Source organism: Pseudarthrobacter oxydans (assembly GCF_034258515.1).
Taxonomy (GTDB): domain Bacteria; phylum Actinomycetota; class Actinomycetes; order Actinomycetales; family Micrococcaceae; genus Arthrobacter.
Genome location: NZ_CP139438.1, coordinates 1,373,270 through 1,390,349 on the forward strand (window position 1 = coordinate 1,373,270; position 17,080 = coordinate 1,390,349).

At 67.3% G+C, this 17,080-nt stretch carries 15 protein-coding genes; 7 read left to right on the top strand and 8 right to left on the bottom strand.

Features of this window, described 5'->3' with window-relative positions; translation table 11 throughout:
- Positions 1–47: 47 nt before the first annotated feature.
- Positions 48–662, bottom strand: a complete 615-nt coding sequence (locus SMD14_RS06320) for a carbonic anhydrase (RefSeq protein ID WP_321215736.1) — start codon at positions 660–662, stop codon at positions 48–50.
- 9 nt (positions 663–671) lie between these two features.
- Positions 672–1,352, bottom strand: coding sequence for a DUF4245 domain-containing protein (locus SMD14_RS06325; protein ID WP_157242614.1), 681 nt, complete (start codon positions 1,350–1,352; stop codon positions 672–674).
- A 225-nt stretch (positions 1,353–1,577) separates the two neighbouring features.
- On the opposite strand from SMD14_RS06325, the gene glpX reads away from it, so the two are divergent.
- Positions 1,578–2,600, top strand: a complete 1,023-nt coding sequence (gene glpX, locus SMD14_RS06330; protein ID WP_157242613.1) for a class II fructose-bisphosphatase — start codon at positions 1,578–1,580, stop codon at positions 2,598–2,600.
- Between the two features lie 86 nt (positions 2,601–2,686).
- Positions 2,687–3,742, top strand: a complete 1,056-nt coding sequence (locus tag SMD14_RS06335) for a peptidoglycan bridge formation glycyltransferase FemA/FemB family protein (RefSeq protein WP_321215737.1) — start codon at positions 2,687–2,689, stop codon at positions 3,740–3,742.
- 90 nt (positions 3,743–3,832) lie between these two features.
- Here SMD14_RS06335 and manA read toward each other — a convergent pair whose 3' ends face one another.
- From manA to SMD14_RS06355, 4 genes are read right to left on the bottom strand one after another with little or no spacing between them, the layout of a single operon-like run.
- Positions 3,833–5,083: a mannose-6-phosphate isomerase, class I gene (gene manA / locus SMD14_RS06340; protein WP_321215738.1), complete on the bottom strand. Its 1,251-nt coding sequence runs from the start codon at positions 5,081–5,083 to the stop codon at positions 3,833–3,835.
- A 29-nt stretch (positions 5,084–5,112) separates the two neighbouring features.
- Positions 5,113–6,759, bottom strand: coding sequence for an LCP family protein (locus tag SMD14_RS06345; protein WP_321215739.1), 1,647 nt, complete (start codon positions 6,757–6,759; stop codon positions 5,113–5,115).
- A gap of 10 nt (positions 6,760–6,769) precedes the next feature.
- The gene (purE, locus tag SMD14_RS06350; protein WP_157238722.1) at positions 6,770–7,354 is read right to left on the bottom strand and encodes a 5-(carboxyamino)imidazole ribonucleotide mutase; all 585 of its coding nucleotides are present in this window, start codon (positions 7,352–7,354) and stop codon (positions 6,770–6,772) included.
- Positions 7,351–8,499, bottom strand: coding sequence for a 5-(carboxyamino)imidazole ribonucleotide synthase (locus SMD14_RS06355; protein ID WP_157242612.1), 1,149 nt, complete (start codon positions 8,497–8,499; stop codon positions 7,351–7,353). Before SMD14_RS06355 ends, purE begins: the two co-directional genes overlap by 4 nt.
- Before the next feature lie 219 nt (positions 8,500–8,718).
- Here SMD14_RS06355 and SMD14_RS06360 point away from each other — a divergent pair, with 219 nt between their 5' ends.
- Entirely contained in the window at positions 8,719–9,297 is a 579-nt protein-coding gene (locus SMD14_RS06360; RefSeq protein WP_157238721.1) for a GtrA family protein, read from the top strand.
- Between the two features lie 13 nt (positions 9,298–9,310).
- Here SMD14_RS06360 and SMD14_RS06365 read toward each other — a convergent pair whose 3' ends face one another.
- Positions 9,311–10,009, bottom strand: a complete 699-nt coding sequence (locus SMD14_RS06365) for a TIGR03089 family protein (RefSeq protein ID WP_157238720.1) — start codon at positions 10,007–10,009, stop codon at positions 9,311–9,313.
- Between the two features lie 406 nt (positions 10,010–10,415).
- Between SMD14_RS06365 and SMD14_RS06370 the strand changes: the two genes are divergently transcribed.
- Genes SMD14_RS06370 through SMD14_RS06380 form a run of 3 tightly spaced genes read left to right on the top strand, consistent with a single transcriptional unit; the run spans position 10,416 to position 16,028 of the window.
- Positions 10,416–10,949 (top strand): WhiB family transcriptional regulator, encoded by a 534-nt coding sequence (locus SMD14_RS06370; RefSeq protein ID WP_157238719.1) that lies wholly within the window; start codon positions 10,416–10,418, stop codon positions 10,947–10,949.
- Between the two features lie 29 nt (positions 10,950–10,978).
- Positions 10,979–14,347, top strand: a complete 3,369-nt coding sequence (locus SMD14_RS06375; protein ID WP_321215740.1) for a glycosyltransferase family 2 protein — start codon at positions 10,979–10,981, stop codon at positions 14,345–14,347.
- Entirely contained in the window at positions 14,340–16,028 is a 1,689-nt protein-coding gene (locus tag SMD14_RS06380) for a DUF5719 family protein (protein WP_321215741.1), read from the top strand. The genes SMD14_RS06375 and SMD14_RS06380 overlap by 8 nt, the downstream gene beginning before the upstream one ends.
- 27 nt (positions 16,029–16,055) lie before the next feature.
- Here the strand turns inward: SMD14_RS06380 and SMD14_RS06385 are convergent, their stop codons facing one another.
- Positions 16,056–16,568 carry a metallopeptidase family protein gene (locus tag SMD14_RS06385; protein WP_321215742.1) on the bottom strand — a complete coding sequence of 171 codons (513 nt, stop codon included), beginning with the start codon at positions 16,566–16,568 and terminating at the stop codon, positions 16,056–16,058.
- Between the two features lie 119 nt (positions 16,569–16,687).
- Here SMD14_RS06385 and SMD14_RS06390 point away from each other — a divergent pair, with 119 nt between their 5' ends.
- Positions 16,688–17,077 (top strand): DUF3499 domain-containing protein, encoded by a 390-nt coding sequence (locus SMD14_RS06390; RefSeq protein WP_321215743.1) that lies wholly within the window; start codon positions 16,688–16,690, stop codon positions 17,075–17,077.
- The last annotated feature ends 3 nt before the right edge of the window (positions 17,078–17,080 follow it).

A 17,080-nucleotide genomic window follows, 5' to 3' on the forward strand; every position in this document is an offset into this window, starting at 1 on the left:
TGAACTGCTTGCTACAGGCCCACCGCCGCGGCAGTTTTGGGAAGCTCCTAGTGCTCGCCGATTCCGGAAACCAGGTTGGCGCGGCCTTCGGCCAGGCTGTACGAGAGGCCGATGACCGCGGTCTTGCCCGAGCCGATTGCGTCGGAAATCACACGGGAGCTGTCCACGAGGCGCTGCGATGTCTGCTTGACGTGTTCCACCACCATGTCATTGACTTCGGTTTCGTCATTGCGCAGGGAGGTGAGGACCGACGGCGTAATCCGTTCCACCAGGTCCCGGATGAAACCTGTCGGCATCTCTCCGGTTTCCACCGCGGACTTCGTGGCGCTGACGGCCCCGCAGCTGTCGTGCCCCAGGATCACGATCAAGGGCACCCCCAGCACTGCCACGCTGTATTCCAGCGAGCCCAGGACGGCGTCGTCAATGACCTGGCCGGCCGTCCTGACGACGAAGACGTCGCCGAGACCCACATCGAAGATGATCTCTGCGGCGAGCCGCGAGTCGGAGCAACCGAAGATGACGGCGAAGGGGTGCTGGTTCTCCACGAGGGACGACCGCCGTGACGCATCCTGGTTGGGGTGCGAGGTCTCACCGTTTACGAATCGTTCATTGCCTTCGCGCAGACGGCGCCAGGCGAGTGCAGGAGTCAGATAGGTAGCCACGCGCCTACCTTACGGTGCGGCGGGCGCGGAGGGTGAAACTGTGACAGCCGGGTTGCTTTCCAGGGACCTGACGACGGCGTCCGCCAGCACGGCGATCTCGTCCAGCTGGGCCTCCCCGGACAGGACAACGGTGGTGCCGCGGTAGTCCAGCACCAGGGACTTTTCGCCCTTGCCGGTGTCCCGAAGCTGCCAGTCCTGCCCGCCGGCGTTCCGGGAGCCGGTGACGGGCGCGTTCCTGGTTTGCTGAAGAAGCCAGGTGGGGTTGGCGCTCCTGGTCTGGACCAGGCTGATGAAGGATTCCCTGGGCGTCAGGTAGCCCACTTCCCAGGTGGGGACACCGCTGCCGGTTCCGGCTTCCCACCGGGCGTAGTTCGGCCGGAAAGTATTGCCGGTGTCCGGGGCCACGGGTGTGAATCCCGCCACATCCGTGGCGTTGCGTGCGGTGGCTCCCACATCGATGTTCGGACGGTAGCCCTCGCTTTTGGGGAGCGGATTCATGAGGATGATGGGCAGGAACGCGGCGATGCTCACCACCAGGGCGATGACCATTCCAATCACCGAGGCGTTGGCGCGCTTGGCGGCTGCCGCCGGAATGACGGGCTTGACCTGCCCCTGTCCTGCCGTGGCGCCGGACACGCTGCTGCCTCCGGATCCGTGCGGCTCGGGACTGGGGGTGGTCTTTTCCTGCATGTCATTCACCCCTCTATAGTCGCCCATGGCGGCAGTCAACTTCCATTTGGCCTCCGCGGGCTCCCTGGCACGGCCTCCTGGCACATTGCGGTGGTGCGTCATCCGCCGCTCCGAAGGCGGTGCCGCGACTATGATCGATATCAGAGGAATCACCGCCCTGCTGCACCGGCGGGGTGGGTTCAATGATCGCCACTCGAAGAAGAGGTTCACGTGTCACCAGCGTCCATGACCCAGAAGTACTCCACGCTCTCCCCGTCCCTGGCGGTGGGCAATGATGAGCCGGACCGGAACCTTGCCCTCGAGCTCGTCCGCGTCACCGAAGCAGCCGCCATCGCCGGCGGCCACTGGGTTGGCTTCGGCGACAAGAACAAGGCTGACGGTGCCGCCGTTGACGCCATGCGCTCCTTCCTGCAGACCGTCCACTTCAACGGTGTCGTGGTCATCGGTGAAGGCGAAAAAGACGAAGCTCCGATGCTCTTCAACGGCGAACGCGTCGGTGACGGTACGGGGCCCGAATGCGATGTGGCCGTTGACCCCATCGATGGAACCAGGCTGACCGCGCTGGGCATCAACAACGCCCTCGCCGTCCTGGCAGTGGCAGAGCGCGGCTCCATGTTCGACCCCTCCGCCGTGTTCTACATGGAGAAGCTCGTCACTGGCCCGGAAGCCGCTGACATGGTGGACCTCCGCCTCCCGGTCAAGCAGAACCTCCACCTGATCGCGAAGGCCAAGGGCGTCAAGGTCAACCAGCTCAACGTCATGATCCTCGACCGTGACCGCCACAAGCCGCTGGTGGAGGAAATCCGGCAGGCAGGCGCGCGCACCAAGTTCATCATGGACGGCGACGTGGCAGGCGCCATCGCGGCCGCCCGCTCGGGCACCGGCGTCGACGCACTGATGGGCATCGGCGGGACCCCGGAGGGCATCGTGGCCGCCTGCGCCATCAAGTCCCTCGGCGGTGTCATCCAGGGCCGCCTGTGGCCCACCAGCGACGAAGAGAAGCAGAAGGCCATCGACGCCGGCCACGACCTCGAGCGGGTCCTGTCCACCAACGACCTCGTCTCCAGTGACAACTGCTACTTTGCCGCCACCGGCATCACCGACGGCGACCTCCTCAAGGGCGTCCGCTACTCCAAGGACAGGGTCCTCACCCAGTCCATCGTCATGCGTTCCAAGTCCGGCACCATCCGCTTCGTTGACGGCGAGCACCGGGCTGACAAGTGGGAAGGCTACGCCCGCAAGAGCTGACCCCGGCCGCGTTGTGATCCCAGGCCCCCGGAGCGCACCGCGTTCCGGGGGCCTGGCGTTTAAGCCGTTGGTATAGGGTTGAAGCCATGATTCCTGCTGTTGTGCCCTGTACTGACCGCGCCCTCTGGGACGACCACGTTGACCGGTTCCAGGGACATCCGCAACAGCTCTGGGGGTGGGGCGAGACCAAGGCCATGCACGGCTGGTCCGTGGACCGTGTGCTCATCAATGACGGCGGGAACACCATTGGCTGCGCCCAGCTGCTGGTCCGGCGCCTTCCCCTTCCGTTCCGTGCGCTGGTGTACATTCCCCGTGGCCCCATGTGCGCACCGGAGAATGCGCAGGCGGTCCTCAACAGCCTGGCCCGCCATGCCGCCGTCCGCCACCGGGGAGTGGCCCTGAGCATCGAACCGGACTGGGACCAGGATTCAGTTTTCGCCGGTGCAGTGGCGGCCGCCGGGTTCCGGTCATCCAGCAATACGGTGCTTATCCCGCGGACCCTGATCCTTGACCTCACCAGGACCGATGACGAGCTCATGGCGGACATGTCCAAGTCCACCCGGGCCAACATCCGCAAGGCCATGCGCAGCGACGTTGAGTTCCGCAAAGTGAAGAACGACGCCGAACTTGAGCAGGTACTGGCCGTCTACCACGAGACCGCGGACCGGGCCGGTTTCGGGATCCACGAGGACCAGTACTACCGGGACATCTTCAAGAACATGGCGGACGGCTCGCCGATCATCGGGGCGTTCGACGGCGAGCAGCTGCTGGCGTTTGTCTGGCTCGCCAGGAGCGGCGCCACCGCCTTCGAGCTCTACGGCGGCGTGTCCGGCGAGGGGCAGAAGCAGCGCGTCAACTACGGCGTGAAATGGGCGGCGCTGCAGGCGATGCGCGAGGACGGATGCTCCCGCTACGACTTCAACGGGCTGCTCAACGACGGCATCTCCGACTTCAAGAAGCAGTTCGCCAAGCACGAGAACATGCTGCTGGGCACCTGGGAAAAACCGCTCTCGCCGTTCTACCCGGCCTATGCCCAGGCCATGCCACTGGCGCGGCGCGGGCTGCAGACCGGCCGGCGGCTGCTGAAGGCTGCTGCCGGCAGGGTCCGGCCCGTACTCAAGAAGCTGCGCCCGGGCAGCTAGCCCCGGCAGGCAAAGGGCGACGGCGGCACCCGGGCGGGTGCCGCCGTCGCCCTTTGCCGTTGCCGCCAGTAAGCCGCGGGGCGCAGCCTGCTAAAGGCCCGTGGTCACGGCGAAAGCAAGCGCAGGTTCCGTGCTCCCTGCCACCGGGTGAACGTTGACCGGAGCCTCGGCTGCGGCCAGGAAGGCGCTGCCGCCCCGGGAGAGCTCCAGGTCGCCCTTGGGCGAATCCAGGTAGATGTTGCCGGCCACAACAATGACCACGGCCGCGCCGGACTGTGCCAGCGGTACCGGTCCCGCGCCGGGTGAGAGCTCGATGCGCTGGAGCTGGAATTCCTCGAACGGGGGGCGGAACAGTTCCTGGTCCAGGACCGTCCTTTCGGCCGCGAGCCTGGGCACGGCCACTGGCTGGAAGTCGACAGTCCGCAGGAGTTCGGGCACATCCACGAACTTGGGGGTGAGGCCGCCGCGCAGGACATTGTCGGAGGATGCCATGACCTCCACGCCCAGGCCGTGCAGGTAGGCATGGACGTTTCCGGCGGGGAGGTATACCGCCTCACCCGGTGCCAGCGAAATGCGGTTCAGCAGCAGGGAGATCAGGACTCCGGGATCGCCGGGGTACTTTTCGTTCAGGCTGATCACTGTGTTGAGTTCGGCCTCGTAGGGGGCAAGGGGCGCTCCGGAGAGGAGCGCAGCCACCACCAGCGCAGTAGCATCAGCCACGAGCTGGCCGCCGCTGATCAGGCGCTCGAAGGCCTTCCGCAGGCCCGTGCTTTCACCGGGGGACTGGAGGTCCGCAAGCAGCCCATTGACCAGCGCGGGAGCCCCGCCCTCCACGGAGTCGAAGGCGGCCGCAACATGCTGCAGGATGTCCACGGTCCGGGCTGCCGGACGGAAACCGCACAGCGCCTCAAACGGCGTCAGGGCGAGAATCATCTCCGGCTTGTGGTTGTCGTCGCGGTAGTTCCGGTTGGGTGCATCCGGAGCCAGGCCCGCTGCGTTTTCCCGCGCAAACCCCGCCCGTGCCTGCTCCAGGCTCGGATGGACCTGCAGGGACAGTGGCTGGGCTGCCGCCAGGATCTTGGCCAGGAACGGCAGCCGCGGACCAAAGCGGGCCACGGAGTCCGCGCCAAGGAAATGCTCCGGATCGCGCGAGATCAGGGCGTCCAGGCCCGTAGTCGCCGAACCGTCCTCGGGAACGCGGGCAACCGACGGGGAATCGGGGTGCGCGCCGATCCACAGTTCCGCTTCGGGGCCGCCGGATTCCGGGCGTCCCAGGAGGGCGGCGATGGCCGTCGTCGAACCCCAGGCGTAATCCCGGAGGACGTTGTCAATCTGGTACAAAACCGTTCCGTTCCTTGGTGGGTTGGCCGCTAGAGCGGGGCGCACTGGCCGTTGGTGGCCACGAGCTGGCGGATGGTTTCTTCATCGCCATTGCGCTTGAGCTGGTTCAGCATCTCTTCAGTGATCGGCTCGCCGTCGGGGGTTGTGGTCACCGGGGTGAAGTCCGACGGCGTGGGCTGCTGCGGGGCGCGGCCGCCGGCCGGCAGGGCGGCGGGGGAGGCCCCGGCCGCCTGGATGCGGCCGGCGCCCGCCTTCGGGACGGCGATGGCGTCGTCGGGAATTCCTGCCGACTGGGCGCCCTTGGCGGAGGCCGACGCCAGCAACTGGTCCACGCGCTGGTGGATCTGGTCGAAGTCCGGGACGGTGGAGAAGGAGGCGTCGAAGTCCGGGGGGCCGATCGTAAGCCGCTTGACGTCCTGGCCCTTCGCCTTGATCGCGAGGTCCAGGAAGCTGCCAAGCTGGGAGGAGGAAATGTTGGATTCCACAACCTGGGTGCCCGCGTTGGCGATGTCTTCGAACTTGGCCAGCAGCGTGGCCGGGTCCAGTTGCTTCAGCATGGCCTGCTGGACGCATTGCTGGCGCTGGATGCGGGCGTAGTCATCCACATACTCGCGTGACCGTCCGTACCAGAGCGCCTGGTTGCCGTCGAGTGTCTGCTCTCCGGCCGGGATCCACCCGAGGGGCATGCCGTGGGTTTGGCTGTAATCGTCGAAGTAGCCGCTCATGGGTACCCAGCCGCCGGCCTTGATCTTGATGCCGCCCATGGCGTCGATGAGCGTGGCAAAGCCCTCCATGTCCACCAGGACATAGGCCTGGATTGTCATTCCCAGCGTTCCGGAGACGGCTTCCATGGTTGCCTGCGCGCCCGGATCGGCCACCCCCGGGTAGAGGTCCGCGTGCTGGTTGGTGACTTCGGTGTTAATGGCATTGATCAGGCATTCGTCGCCGCAGTTGTAGCCGTCGGGATAGATCTCCCGCATCGGCGAGTCTTTGCTGAACTGCGCGTTCTGGAAGTTGCGGGGGACGGAAATGATGGCGGTCTGGCCGGTTTCGGCGTCAACGCTCAGCACCGAGAGGCTGTCCGGACGCCGTCCGGTACGGTCCTCACCGGCGTCGCCGCCCATCATCAGGAAGTTGTAGCGCCCGTCCACGGGGTCGATAGCGGGCCCGGCGGAAAAAATGTTGCCGATCGCGTTACGGCCCACATTGAGGAGGTAGGCGGCGTAGCCGAGCGACCCGCTCCCGAGGACCAGGGCCAGTACCAGGGCAAACCCGACGGCGGGCCGTACCGAGGGCTCCAGCAGTACGGGGCGGATCAGCCGCAGGGTGTTGATGAACAGTGCCGCCCAGCCGACGGCCAGCGCTACCAGCAGGATCACGATCGCCAGGGAGGCGAAGGGGTTGGTGATGATGTTGATCAGGAGGGGCCGGTTGAGGAGCAGCAGGAGCAGGGTGAGCGCCAGCACTGCCCAGACGGAGAGCGTTACGGCCAGTGCGGCGCGGCCCAGCCTGCGGTCGCCGGCCACAATCTGGGCACTGCCCGGGACCAGGAGAGTCAGGAGGACAAGCACGAAGGCCCGCTTGGTGCGGACGTGCGGAGAGGCGCTGACCGGGTACCGGACGGGGTCTGTCATTGCGCCGCCGGGAGCGGAGTCGTGCAGCTTGCTGCTGGACATACGCGCCGCCCTAGCGGCTGCCCCGCAGGGCGCCGTTGCCTTCGGCGAAGACTTCGCTGACCTTTTGCCGCAGGTTCGCACCCTTGCGGGTTGCGACGGCGTTGAGGTCCGCGGCGAAATCAAGGAGGTCTGCGCGAAGCGATGCGGCAAGCTCGTCCGTGCCGGCTGCCAGTATCCGCACCGCCAGGAGTCCCGCGTTGCGTGCCCCGGCGATTGAAACGGTAGCCACCGGGACGCCGGCCGGCATCTGGACGATGGACAGGAGTGAGTCCATGCCGTCCAGGGTTTTCAGGGGGACAGGCACGCCGATGACCGGAAGCGGCGTAACGCTGGCCAGCATGCCCGGCAGGTGGGCCGCGCCCCCGGCGCCGGCAATGATGACCCTCAGGCCGCGCTCATGGGCCGTCTGCCCGTAGCGGATCATTTCCGTAGGCATGCGGTGGGCTGACACGACGTCGGCTTCGAACGGAATGCCGAACTCCGCCAGCGCGTCCGCGGCGGCTTCCATGACAGGCCAGTCCGAGTCGGAGCCCATGACCAGGCCTACCAGGGGCGCTGTCTCCGAAGCGGTGGCTGGTGTGGCTTGGGCGCTCATGCGTTCTCCTCGAAAGTGCTTGGCGTTTCCTCCGCCGCCACCCGCCCGTCGCGGATGATGTTGGCCACCATGGTGGCACGGCGGCGAACGGACTCGACGTCCGCGGTTGATGAACCCACCAGGTTCACGTGGCCGATCTTGCGGCCGGGCCGGACGGACTTGCCGTAGCAATGCACCTTCGCGGCAGGTTCGCTGGCAAGCGCCAGCGGGAAGGCGGAATACAGGTCCTGGTTCTCGCCGCCCAGGAAGTTCTTCATCACCACCACCGGTGCAAGGACATCGGTGGCGCCAAGGGGAAGGTTCAGTACCGCCCGGAGGTGCTGCTCGAACTGGCTGGTCACCGAGCCGTCCTGCGTCCAGTGGCCGGTGTTGTGGGGGCGCATGGCGAGTTCGTTGATCAGGAACCCTGCCCCGGAGCCCGGCGTCTCGAAGAGTTCAACGGCCAGCACGCCCGTCACTCCCAGCTCGCCGGCAATCCGCAGTGCGGCGTCTTCCGCTGCCGCGGCAACCTCCACGGGGATATCCAGCGCGGGCGCTATGACCTCGTCACACACGCCGTCCACCTGGATGGTGTGCACCACGGGCCATGCCCGGGCCTCGCCGTCGGGCGTCCGTGCCACCAACGCAGACAGTTCCCGCGTGAACTCGACTTTGGCCTCGGCGAGGAGGGGGCTCATGGCGTCAAACCATTCCTCTGTGTCCGCAGCCTCTTCCGCTGAGCCCACCATGCGGACACCCTTGCCGTCGTAGCCGCCGCGCGGCATCTTCAGCACAACCGGCCAGCCGGTTTGTTCCCCGAAGCTGACGAGGCCGGCCACATCCTTCACGGCGGCCCAGGCAGGATTGGGAAGTTCCAGCCGATCGATGGCTGCACGCATTACCAGCTTGTCCTGGGCGTTGACGAGCGCGTCGGGTCCGGGCTGGATATTGACGCCGGCATCCTGCAGGGCACGAAGGTGGGCCGTTGGGACGTGCTCATGGTCAAAGGTCATGACGTCCAGGCCTTCTGCGAAGTCCAGGAGGGTCTGCAGGTCCTTGTAGTCACCCACGGGCGAGGACGGCACCGCCGAGACAGCGGAGACATCGTCACCTTCGGCAAGGACGCGTAGTTCAAAGCCAAGTGCGGTTGCGGCCGGGGCCATCATGCGGGCAAGCTGGCCGCCGCCCACCACGCCTATTACTGGAAAAGTCACATTGCCAGCCTACCGAAGACCGCCCGGTATCCCACGTTTCCGGTCCGCGGCGGCAGGAGTGTTTCGGCCGCCGAAGGCCCCGGCGCAGGTTGGGGAGGCTGCCACGCAGGTTTGGGGGCTAAAATAGGCGTCTGGCCCGATGGCCCACATTTCAGACAGCCATGGAGGGCCATGTTTACCGCACTTGCAGACCGTATCCGGGGGCTCGCGTCCCTTTTTTGGCGTGAAGTAGCCAAATTCGGAGCTGTTGGCGGCGTTGCGTTCGTCATCGACAACGGCCTGACCTACTACCTCATGCACGGCCCCATGACCGACAGCGAGGCCAAGGCAAGGTTTGTCGGCGCCTCGGTGGCCACGGTGTTCTCCTGGATTGCCAACCGGCTCTGGACCTTCCGGCACCGCCGGCAGGCCAACGTGCTCCGGGAATTCCTGATGTTCGTCCTCATCAACGGGATCGGCATCGGCATCTCCACCGGCTTCACGGCCCTCGCCAAGTACGGTATGGGCGTGACGGACAAGAACATGCTGTTCTTCGCTGGAATAGTAGGCATCCTGGTGGCCACTGTTGTCCGCTTCTTCGCCTACCGGTTCCTGGTGTTCAACCAGGAACTGGACCAGGAGCCGGAGTTTTCCCACGACCACGAGCTCATCGAGCTGCACCACCACGCCAAGGAGCACGACCGCCGCACCACGGAGCACGCCGTCGCCGTCGAGCGGGAAACCTCGGCCGAAGGCCAGGGCAAGGCTTAGCCGGCCCGGCAGCTCAGCTGCCGTGGATGCGTTCCGCTGCGAGCAGTTTGTCCGTCAGCTGCACGTCCGGGTGGGTTACCACCACCGAGCCGTCGCGCCGCCAGGCGCCGAGGGCGTTTGACAGGGCAGCCTCGAGGCCGTTCCCGGCAGGGATGTGCAGCCGCACGCCCTCTTCATGGGGTGCCGCGAAGCCGTCGAGCAGGTCCCGGTGAAGGTGGCGCCGGCCGTCGCTGGCCACGATCGCGCAGCCTGAAGGATCAGCTTCGGCGTGGGCCATGAACACGTCGCCGTGGGAGCGGACTTCCGCCGCGTAGTCGATATAGCCAGTGCCCAGCTCACCCGGCCAGCGCATGGCCAGCGCAGGCAGCGCGACGGCGATGACGGCGTCGTACCTTCCCTCGACTGTTCCCGGATCGGCGGTGACCAGGTAATCCGCCGAGCTGCCGTCAAGGACCGTCTGCATCCCGAGCTGCCAGGCGGCAAGTGCCCAGACCATCGACTTCCAGTGCGCCGGCAGTTCCAGGCCGAGCCGCATGCCGGGGGCGGCGTCCAGTTCGTCCTGAAGCAGGTTGCTGGTCTTGGCAACCCAGTTGTCCAGCACCCGGCCGGATAACTCGACGCGCTCGTCGCCGGGGCCGTACCAGGTGAGGCGCGGGGCGGTGGAGTTGCCTGAACGAAGGGTTGCCATGAGGTCGGCTGCCGGGTTGGTCATGGCTACATCCTGCCACCGGCGAAGGTCTTTGGACCACGGTTTGCCGGCCTCCGCCGGCGCAGCGCTCAAGGGCCCGTCCCGTAACACGGCGTGAGATATCTCACACCAGATGCTCAGCGTGCTTGCTATTTCTTGGGATTGCGGCTATTTTCCGGCAAACGGCGGTGAATTTGAGGGTTCAGGGCCGTCGGTTCGGGCTGCCGGACTCCTGCACCGCGCGGTCGTAATAAATTACCGGGCGTGGCGTACGCCTTATTCGTGATCCAGAGTGATTATTATCCGGCAGCGGCTTGACTCGCCCAAGTTACACACGTGTAATTAGATAACTAAAGGCAACTGCGTAAATGCCGGCACACAACCGAGTGCCACGTATCCAGGCAGGGGCTGCAACATCAGGAGGGTCGCCATGGGGCAAGCAGAGCGTATCCAGGAAGATGCCGTCGTGGCCGGCCAGGCAACGGCAAAATACCGCGCGCGGGGGGTGCCGAGCGACTGGTACGTTGACCCGGCCGACCCCCATGCCGCCGAGCGGTACAACAGGAACGCCGGGGGCGCCCTTGAGGACCAGGCCACTGCCTTCCTCGCCGCGCACGAGGCCCTGTTGGACGGCGGCGCCGAGCCGGAGGATGAACTCGACCCTCCCATGGAGCTTGCCGCAGGAGGCGCCACCCAGCCCGTATGGATCGGACTGCCTTTCCAGCAGGATTTCGACGACGAGGGCGAGCTGGGCTGGCAAACGGACGCGTTGTGCGCCCAAACTGACCCCGAGGCATTCTTCCCTGAAAAAGGCGGCTCCACCCGCGACGCAAAAAAGGTTTGCGGGGCCTGCAACGTGCGTTCGCAATGCCTGGAGTACGCGTTGGCGAACGACGAACGGTTTGGCATTTGGGGAGGCCTTTCCGAGCGCGAGCGCCGGCGGCTTAGGAAGCGAGCAATCTAATTCACCAGGATGTCCATGTCACTGCCGTTGTGGTCGCCCACAACGGCAGTGCCTATCTGCCCAGAACCCTCGCAGCCCTTGCGGACCAGACCCGGCCCGTGGACTACGCCATTGGCGTCGACACCGGATCCCGGGATGATTCCAAGGCCCTTCTCCAGCAGGCCCTGGGCACGGCCCACGTCGTCAGCCAGCAGCGGGGTAAAGGCGGCATGGGGGCGGCGGTGCTGGCCGGCCTGGCTGAACTGGCGCCATGGCGCGGAAGCGATGCAGGCGGCAAGGCCGAGTGGATCTGGCTGCTTCATGACGATGCAGCACCCGCACCGCAGGCCCTCGCCGAGCTGCTCAGCGCCGTCGAACGCGCGCCTTCCGTCACCGTAGCCGGCTGCAAGCAGCTGGACTGGGACGCCGGACGCAAGTTGATCGACGTCGGCCTGTCCACCAGCCGGTGGGCCGAACGGCTCACCCTGATCGACGCCGACGAACTGGACCAGGGACAGTACGACGGGCGCAGTGACACCTTTGCGGTCAATTCCGCCGGAATGCTGGTTCGCCGCGACATCTGGGAGCAGCTGGGCGGTTTCGATCCCGCCCTGCCCGGCAGCGGCGATGACGTCGACTTCTGCTGGCGCAACCGGCTGGCAGGGCACCGCGTTGTGGTGGTGCCCGCGGCCAGGATGTTCCACGTCGCGCACCGGCCGCACGCGCTGGGCAATGCCGCAGCCGCCCGGAAAGCCCAGGTCCATCTGCGCCTGAAACACTCGCCGCTGTGGATGGTACCCGTCCATGGAACAGGGGCCCTCCTGGGCAGCCTGTTCAAGCTGGTGCTCAGCATTCTGGTAAAAGACCCCGGCCACGGCTTGTCCCAGCTGGTTGCTACCTGCGCCGCCCTCGGCAGGCCGCGCGCCGTGGCCAAGGCCCGACGCAGCGCCCGCCAAACCCGCCGGATCCGCAGGTCGGTGATCCGCAAGCTCCAAACGCCCAGGCGCGAGGTCTGGAGCCACCGCCGGTCCCTGATGGAGGCGCTCGGCTCGGACAATTCACCTGCCGATGACCTCGAGCAGGATCCACTGGCGCACCAACCCACGGGGGATGCGTCGGACGACTTCGCGGCCCTTGCCACCTCAAAACGCGGTTGGGTGGGCAACGGCGCCCTGGCCACCGTCATCATCGCATCCGTCGCGTCAATGCTGGCCCTTACGGGACTTTTCCGTGCCGACGCCGTAACCGGTGGCGCCCTCATTCCCGTTTCCGGCGAGCTCGGCGATCTGTGGCACCACGCCTCAAGCTGGTGGATCACGCTCGGCGCAGGATTGCCCGGGCGGGGAGACCCCTTTGGATACGTCCTGTGGATCCTGGGCGTACTCGGCGGGGGCGACGCCAACCCTGCCATCGCCTGGCTGCTGCTGCTCGCAACTCCGCTGTCCGGGCTGACGGCGTGGTTCGCTGCGGGAGGCCTGACAGTCCGGCGCCGCCTGCGGCTGGCCGCAGCGGTCTTTTGGGCTGCCGCCCCTGCCCTCCAGGTGGCGCTTAACCAGGGCCGGGCCGGCGCACTGGTTGCCCACATCATGCTTCCCTTGCTGGTCCTTGCGCTGCTGCGGGCCACCGGCTCTGCAATAGGGCACGGCCGCTTCACACTGCCTGCCCCTGCCGACGGCCGCCTCGGCGACAGGCCGCCGGCCCGGCCCGGCATCAACGGCACGCCGTCCTGGACCGCTGCCGCGGCCGCGGGCCTTACATTGGCCGTTGTTGCCGCGTCGGCACCGTCGCTCCTGGCTCCGGCCGCCGTGGTCATCGTGCTCTGCGGCCTCCTGCTCGGCCGCCGCGGGCGCACGGTCTGGTGGGCCCTGCTGCCTGCCGCGGCCCTTTTCATTCCCTTCGGCATCTCCGTGCTCGACAGGCCGAGGGCGTTGCTGGCGGATCCCGGCCCGCCGCTGGCCTTTGACGCTGCACCTTTGTGGCAGCAGCTGCTGGGACAGCCGCTGCAGTTTGATCCGCAGGGCGGCCTTGAGGGGCTTCCCCACTTCACCGGCGGCCCATTCCCCTGGGCCTTGCTGCTGGCGCTCCTGGGGGCGGTCCCGGTGCTCGCCCTGGCCGTTGCCGGGCTGCTGGTCCCCGGACACCGCGCCAGGACAGTGAGGTGTTTCTGGGTGGCCGGCATCATTGCCTTGGCAGGCGGCTGGCTGGCAGGCCACGTGGCTACCGGACTGAGCGCGGAAACGATGGTGACCCCCTTCACCGGGCCGGCCGTCTCGGCCGCGGCCTTCGCACTCCTGGCCGCAGGCATCCTGGGTGCCGAACAACTCCTGGCCATGACCGACAAAGCTGTGGCCAGCAGCACCACCAAGCACAGGACTGCCCTGCGGTCAGTTGCTGCCGTCAGCATGGTCCTCCTGCTGGCCGGCCCCTTGGCGGGAATGGCGGCCTGGTCCGCCCAGAACCTGCTTCGCCCTGCGACGGCCGCCGCGGGGACGGGCCCGGCGGGCGCCGGTGCCACGGCAACGGGCGTTGCCGACGACGCTGACGCGCTCGGAGCTCCCCGCCTGGTGGAGCCCGCCACCCCGCGGACCCTCCCGGCTACCGCGATCGACCGCGGCACGGGGCCGGAGCAGACCCGCACCCTGCTGATCAGTACACGGGACAACGGCACTTTCGATGCGACCCTGATGCGGGGCGCCGGTACCACCTTGGACAGTTTCTCGGCCATTGCGTCCGCACGGAACATCATCGGTGCGCCGGGGGCAGAGTCAGTACGCGAGGATGATGACGTCGCCGCCGCCGTCCGCCGCGTGGTGGCCACCCTTGTTGCAGGCCAGGGCGTGGACCCGCGGAACGACCTCGAGCAGCTCGGCGTCGGGTTCATTGTGCTGCGCTCAGCGGACACCGCGGCGCAACTGACAGCCAGCAGGATGGATGCTGTACCCGGACTTGTGGCGGTAGGCCAGACCGACGTGGGATGGCTCTGGCGGATCACCCCGCTGAACCAGCCGGTACTGGAGGCTGCCGATGTTGCGCACCGGGTGCGGATCGTGGACGCAGGCGGTGCTTCCATCGGCTTGGTTCCCTCCGCCTACACGGACGTCGACGCCCCCGTGGGTGCCGGCCCGGAAGGGCGCCTTGTGGTCCTGGCAGAACGCGCGGATCCGGGCTGGAGCGCCTGGATCGACGGCCGCAGGCTCACGGCAACCACCTCGGGCTGGGCCCAGGCCTTCACGCTCCCTGCCTCCGGAGGACAGTTGACCATCCGTTATGAGAACCCTTGGGCGCTGTGGACGGCCGTAGCGCAGGTCACGGTGATTGGCCTGACGGTCCTGCTCGCCATCCCGATGCCCGCCCGGAGGACACGGACCGGCCTTTCACGGGACGAGGGCTCCCTGCGTAAGGAACACCAGAATGCATGAGCACACTCCGCCCGCTGAAGCGCCGGAAGCCCTGGCCTCCGGCGGGGCGCAAAGCGCAACGGGCGCCGAAAGCACCTCGGACACTGACCATCGTTCGTTCCGGCGGGCTTCAGTACCGGGACGCAAAGCGGCGCTGGCGGGGCTCGCTTCGGCGGCAGTGATCCTCGCCGGAGCGGGGGCAGTGGTAGCGGGTGGATCCCTCCTGCCACAGGCGGATTCCAGCCGTGCGGTGGCCGCCCCGGCAGTAGCTGTTCCCGCCGGGACGAGCCTGGGTGTGTGCCCGGGACCGGCCCGGCTGCTGGAAGGCACCGAGGCTGGAACTGATCCCCAGTTCAGTCCGGTGTCCGCTACGGCCGCCACTTCTGTCACAGCGGCGGTCCTCGGCTCGGCGGGAGTGCTGCCGGCAAGCCGGCTGTCGCAGCTGGACGGGACAACCGCCGTCGAAATTTCCAAGGAGCCCGGCCAGGCTGCTTCTGCCGGTTCGCCCCAGGAACTCCTGGCCGGAGTGGTGGCAGCCCGTCCCGTGGAAAAGGCCAGCGTACTGAGCGCCGACGCCTTGGCAAACCAGAAGGCATCGGCCGCGGCGGTGATGAAGTTCACTGCCACAGACGGGGATCTCCAGGGCACCGCAGCATCCAACTGCCAGCCGCCCTCCAACGACCAGTGGCTTGCAGGGGCGAGCACAACCGTGGGCCGGGCGTCCGTGCTGGTGCTGACAAATGCCTCCACCACGCCGGCGACCGTAAGCCTGGAACTTTTTGGCGCCCAAGGGCAGATCCAGGCGCCTGGCAGCCGCGGCCTGCTTGTCGCTCCGGGCACCTCCCGATCCGTGGTCCTCGCAGGCCTTGCGCCCGGGGAGCCGCAGCTCAGTGTCCACATCCGCAGCGCCGGCGGTCCCGTCGCGGCCGTGATCCAACAGGGCGTACTGCGCGGCCTTACCCCCGGGGGAGTGGACTTCATTGCGCCGGGAGCAGCTCCCGCTGTGCGCCAGGTGATGACGGGCGTGGACATCCAGGACCCCGCCGGGCTGGCCCAGCTGACCGGGAAGCCAGGGTATGGGGATGCCGGCCCGGCACTTCAGCTGACGGTTCCGGGGCCGTCGGACGCAGTGGTGGAGGTCAAGCTCTACGGCCGGGACGGCCAAAAGGCCCTGCCCTCCGGGGGCGTCATTACGGCAAAGGCAGGCGCCGTCACCGAAGTCTCGCTCGCTGGTGTCCCCGCCGGGCAGTACACGGTGGCCGCGTCCTCGGATGTCTCGTTCGTCGCCGCCACGCGGATCCCCCGGGGGCTCCAGGAAGACCGGCCGTCGGACGTCGCCTGGGCAGCGTCAGGGGTGAGGCTGGGCAGCCAGCACGTGGTTCCGGTTCCCCAGGGCGGGAGCCGCAGCCTGATCTTCGGCGCCCTGGACGCCAGGGCCACCATCACCTATTCCGCCATCACATCGGACGGCAAAGTCCGGACCCCGTCCACCGCCGATATTGCCGGCGGAACCACGTCTTCCATAGCGGTGCCGGACAAGGTTGAGGACGTGGGCGTCGTGGGCTACGTAGTTTCCGCATCCGGAGATGCCGCGTACGGCGCTGTGCTGGTTCAGCAGGATGGCAGGAACGACGTCTCAACGCTGGCGTTCCTGGCGGCCGCCGCCGGCCAGGAAACAGTGCCCGTGACGCTCAGCCACTAGGCCGGCGGCACAGCCGCTGCGGCCGGTTCAGTACCGGCGGCGGTAGACCGGGTCCAGTGTCTCCGGAGCCACTCCGAGCATCTCGGCGGTGTGCTCCACAACGACATCGTGGATCAGGTCCTGGAGCTCTTCCGGGCCGGGGCTCGCCTGTTCCACCACGCGCCGGTACACGGTAATCATGGGTCCTTCCCCGTCCGCAGCGGGAGTATAGGAGCCCATGGGAGCGGGGGAAGTGCTGGCTGCCAGCTGCTCCAGGTCCGGGGGGATCTCGTCCACGCCAAACCGGACCCCGTCCAGCGTCTTGCCCCAGATGTCGTGAAGCCGTTGGGCGGAATCCATCACCATGTCATCAAAGCGGTCCGAGCGGGTCCGGTAGCCGGGATGGGTCGGGAGCACCACTTCCCCGCGGAGCCCGCGCCCGTGGCGGTTGCGCCGGCGCATTGCGAAGCTCTTGCCCGGTGAGCCGGTCCCTAAATCCCTGCGGGCATCCGGATCAGCCAACCGGACCGTGAAACCGGATTTCTGGTTCGATGACTGCATACATTGACTGTAAACCCGGCGGAACATTTACGCGATACATTCTGCCTGGGGCACGGACGCGGCGGCCCCGGGGTAGCAATGCGCCGTTTTGGCCGCGATACGGAGTAGTCTGTGATGTCGTGGGAGCTATCCGTCAGTGTTCAAGATCTGCCTGCCGCCAGTCAGCGGTGGCCACCCTGACGTACGTCTATGCAGACTCCACAGCAGTCCTCGGTCCGCTGGCCACGTACGCCGAGCCGCATTGTTACGATTTGTGCGAGCAGCACGCAGGCTCCCTGACGGTCCCGCGGGGCTGGGAGGTCCTGCGGCTGGCGATGCCGTCGACTCCCCAGCAGCCCGGCCCTGATGACCTGCTCGCCCTTGCGAATGCCGTCCGGGATGCTGCGGCCCTGCCCAACCAGGCGAAGCAGCCGCCGGCGCAGCGCGGCCCCCATTCAGCCCTTGAGGCGCCGGCCGGCGCCGAAGGCACCCGCAGGGGACACTTGCGCGTCCTGCGTGAACCCTCCTGACAT

Excerpts from the sequence above, each read along its gene's own strand:
- SMD14_RS06325 (WP_157242614.1), bottom strand. The coding sequence starts at position 1,352 with ATGCAGGAAAAGACCACCCCCAGTCCCGAGCCGCACGGATCCGGAGGC.
- SMD14_RS06360 (WP_157238721.1), top strand. The coding sequence starts at position 8,719 with ATGTTTACCGCACTTGCAGACCGTATCCGGGGGCTCGCGTCCCTTTTT.
- SMD14_RS06355 (WP_157242612.1), bottom strand. The coding sequence starts at position 8,499 with ATGATGGCCCCGGCCGCAACCGCACTTGGCTTTGAACTACGCGTCCTT.
- SMD14_RS06345 (WP_321215739.1), bottom strand. The coding sequence starts at position 6,759 with ATGTCCAGCAGCAAGCTGCACGACTCCGCTCCCGGCGGCGCAATGACA.
- glpX (WP_157242613.1), top strand. The coding sequence starts at position 1,578 with ATGACCCAGAAGTACTCCACGCTCTCCCCGTCCCTGGCGGTGGGCAAT.
- SMD14_RS06380 (WP_321215741.1), top strand. The coding sequence starts at position 14,340 with ATGCATGAGCACACTCCGCCCGCTGAAGCGCCGGAAGCCCTGGCCTCC.
- purE (WP_157238722.1), bottom strand. The coding sequence starts at position 7,354 with ATGAGCGCCCAAGCCACACCAGCCACCGCTTCGGAGACAGCGCCCCTG.
- SMD14_RS06385 (WP_321215742.1), bottom strand. The coding sequence starts at position 16,568 with ATGCAGTCATCGAACCAGAAATCCGGTTTCACGGTCCGGTTGGCTGAT.
- SMD14_RS06370 (WP_157238719.1), top strand. The coding sequence starts at position 10,416 with ATGGGGCAAGCAGAGCGTATCCAGGAAGATGCCGTCGTGGCCGGCCAG.
- SMD14_RS06335 (WP_321215737.1), top strand. The coding sequence starts at position 2,687 with ATGATTCCTGCTGTTGTGCCCTGTACTGACCGCGCCCTCTGGGACGAC.
- SMD14_RS06365 (WP_157238720.1), bottom strand. The coding sequence starts at position 10,009 with ATGACCAACCCGGCAGCCGACCTCATGGCAACCCTTCGTTCAGGCAAC.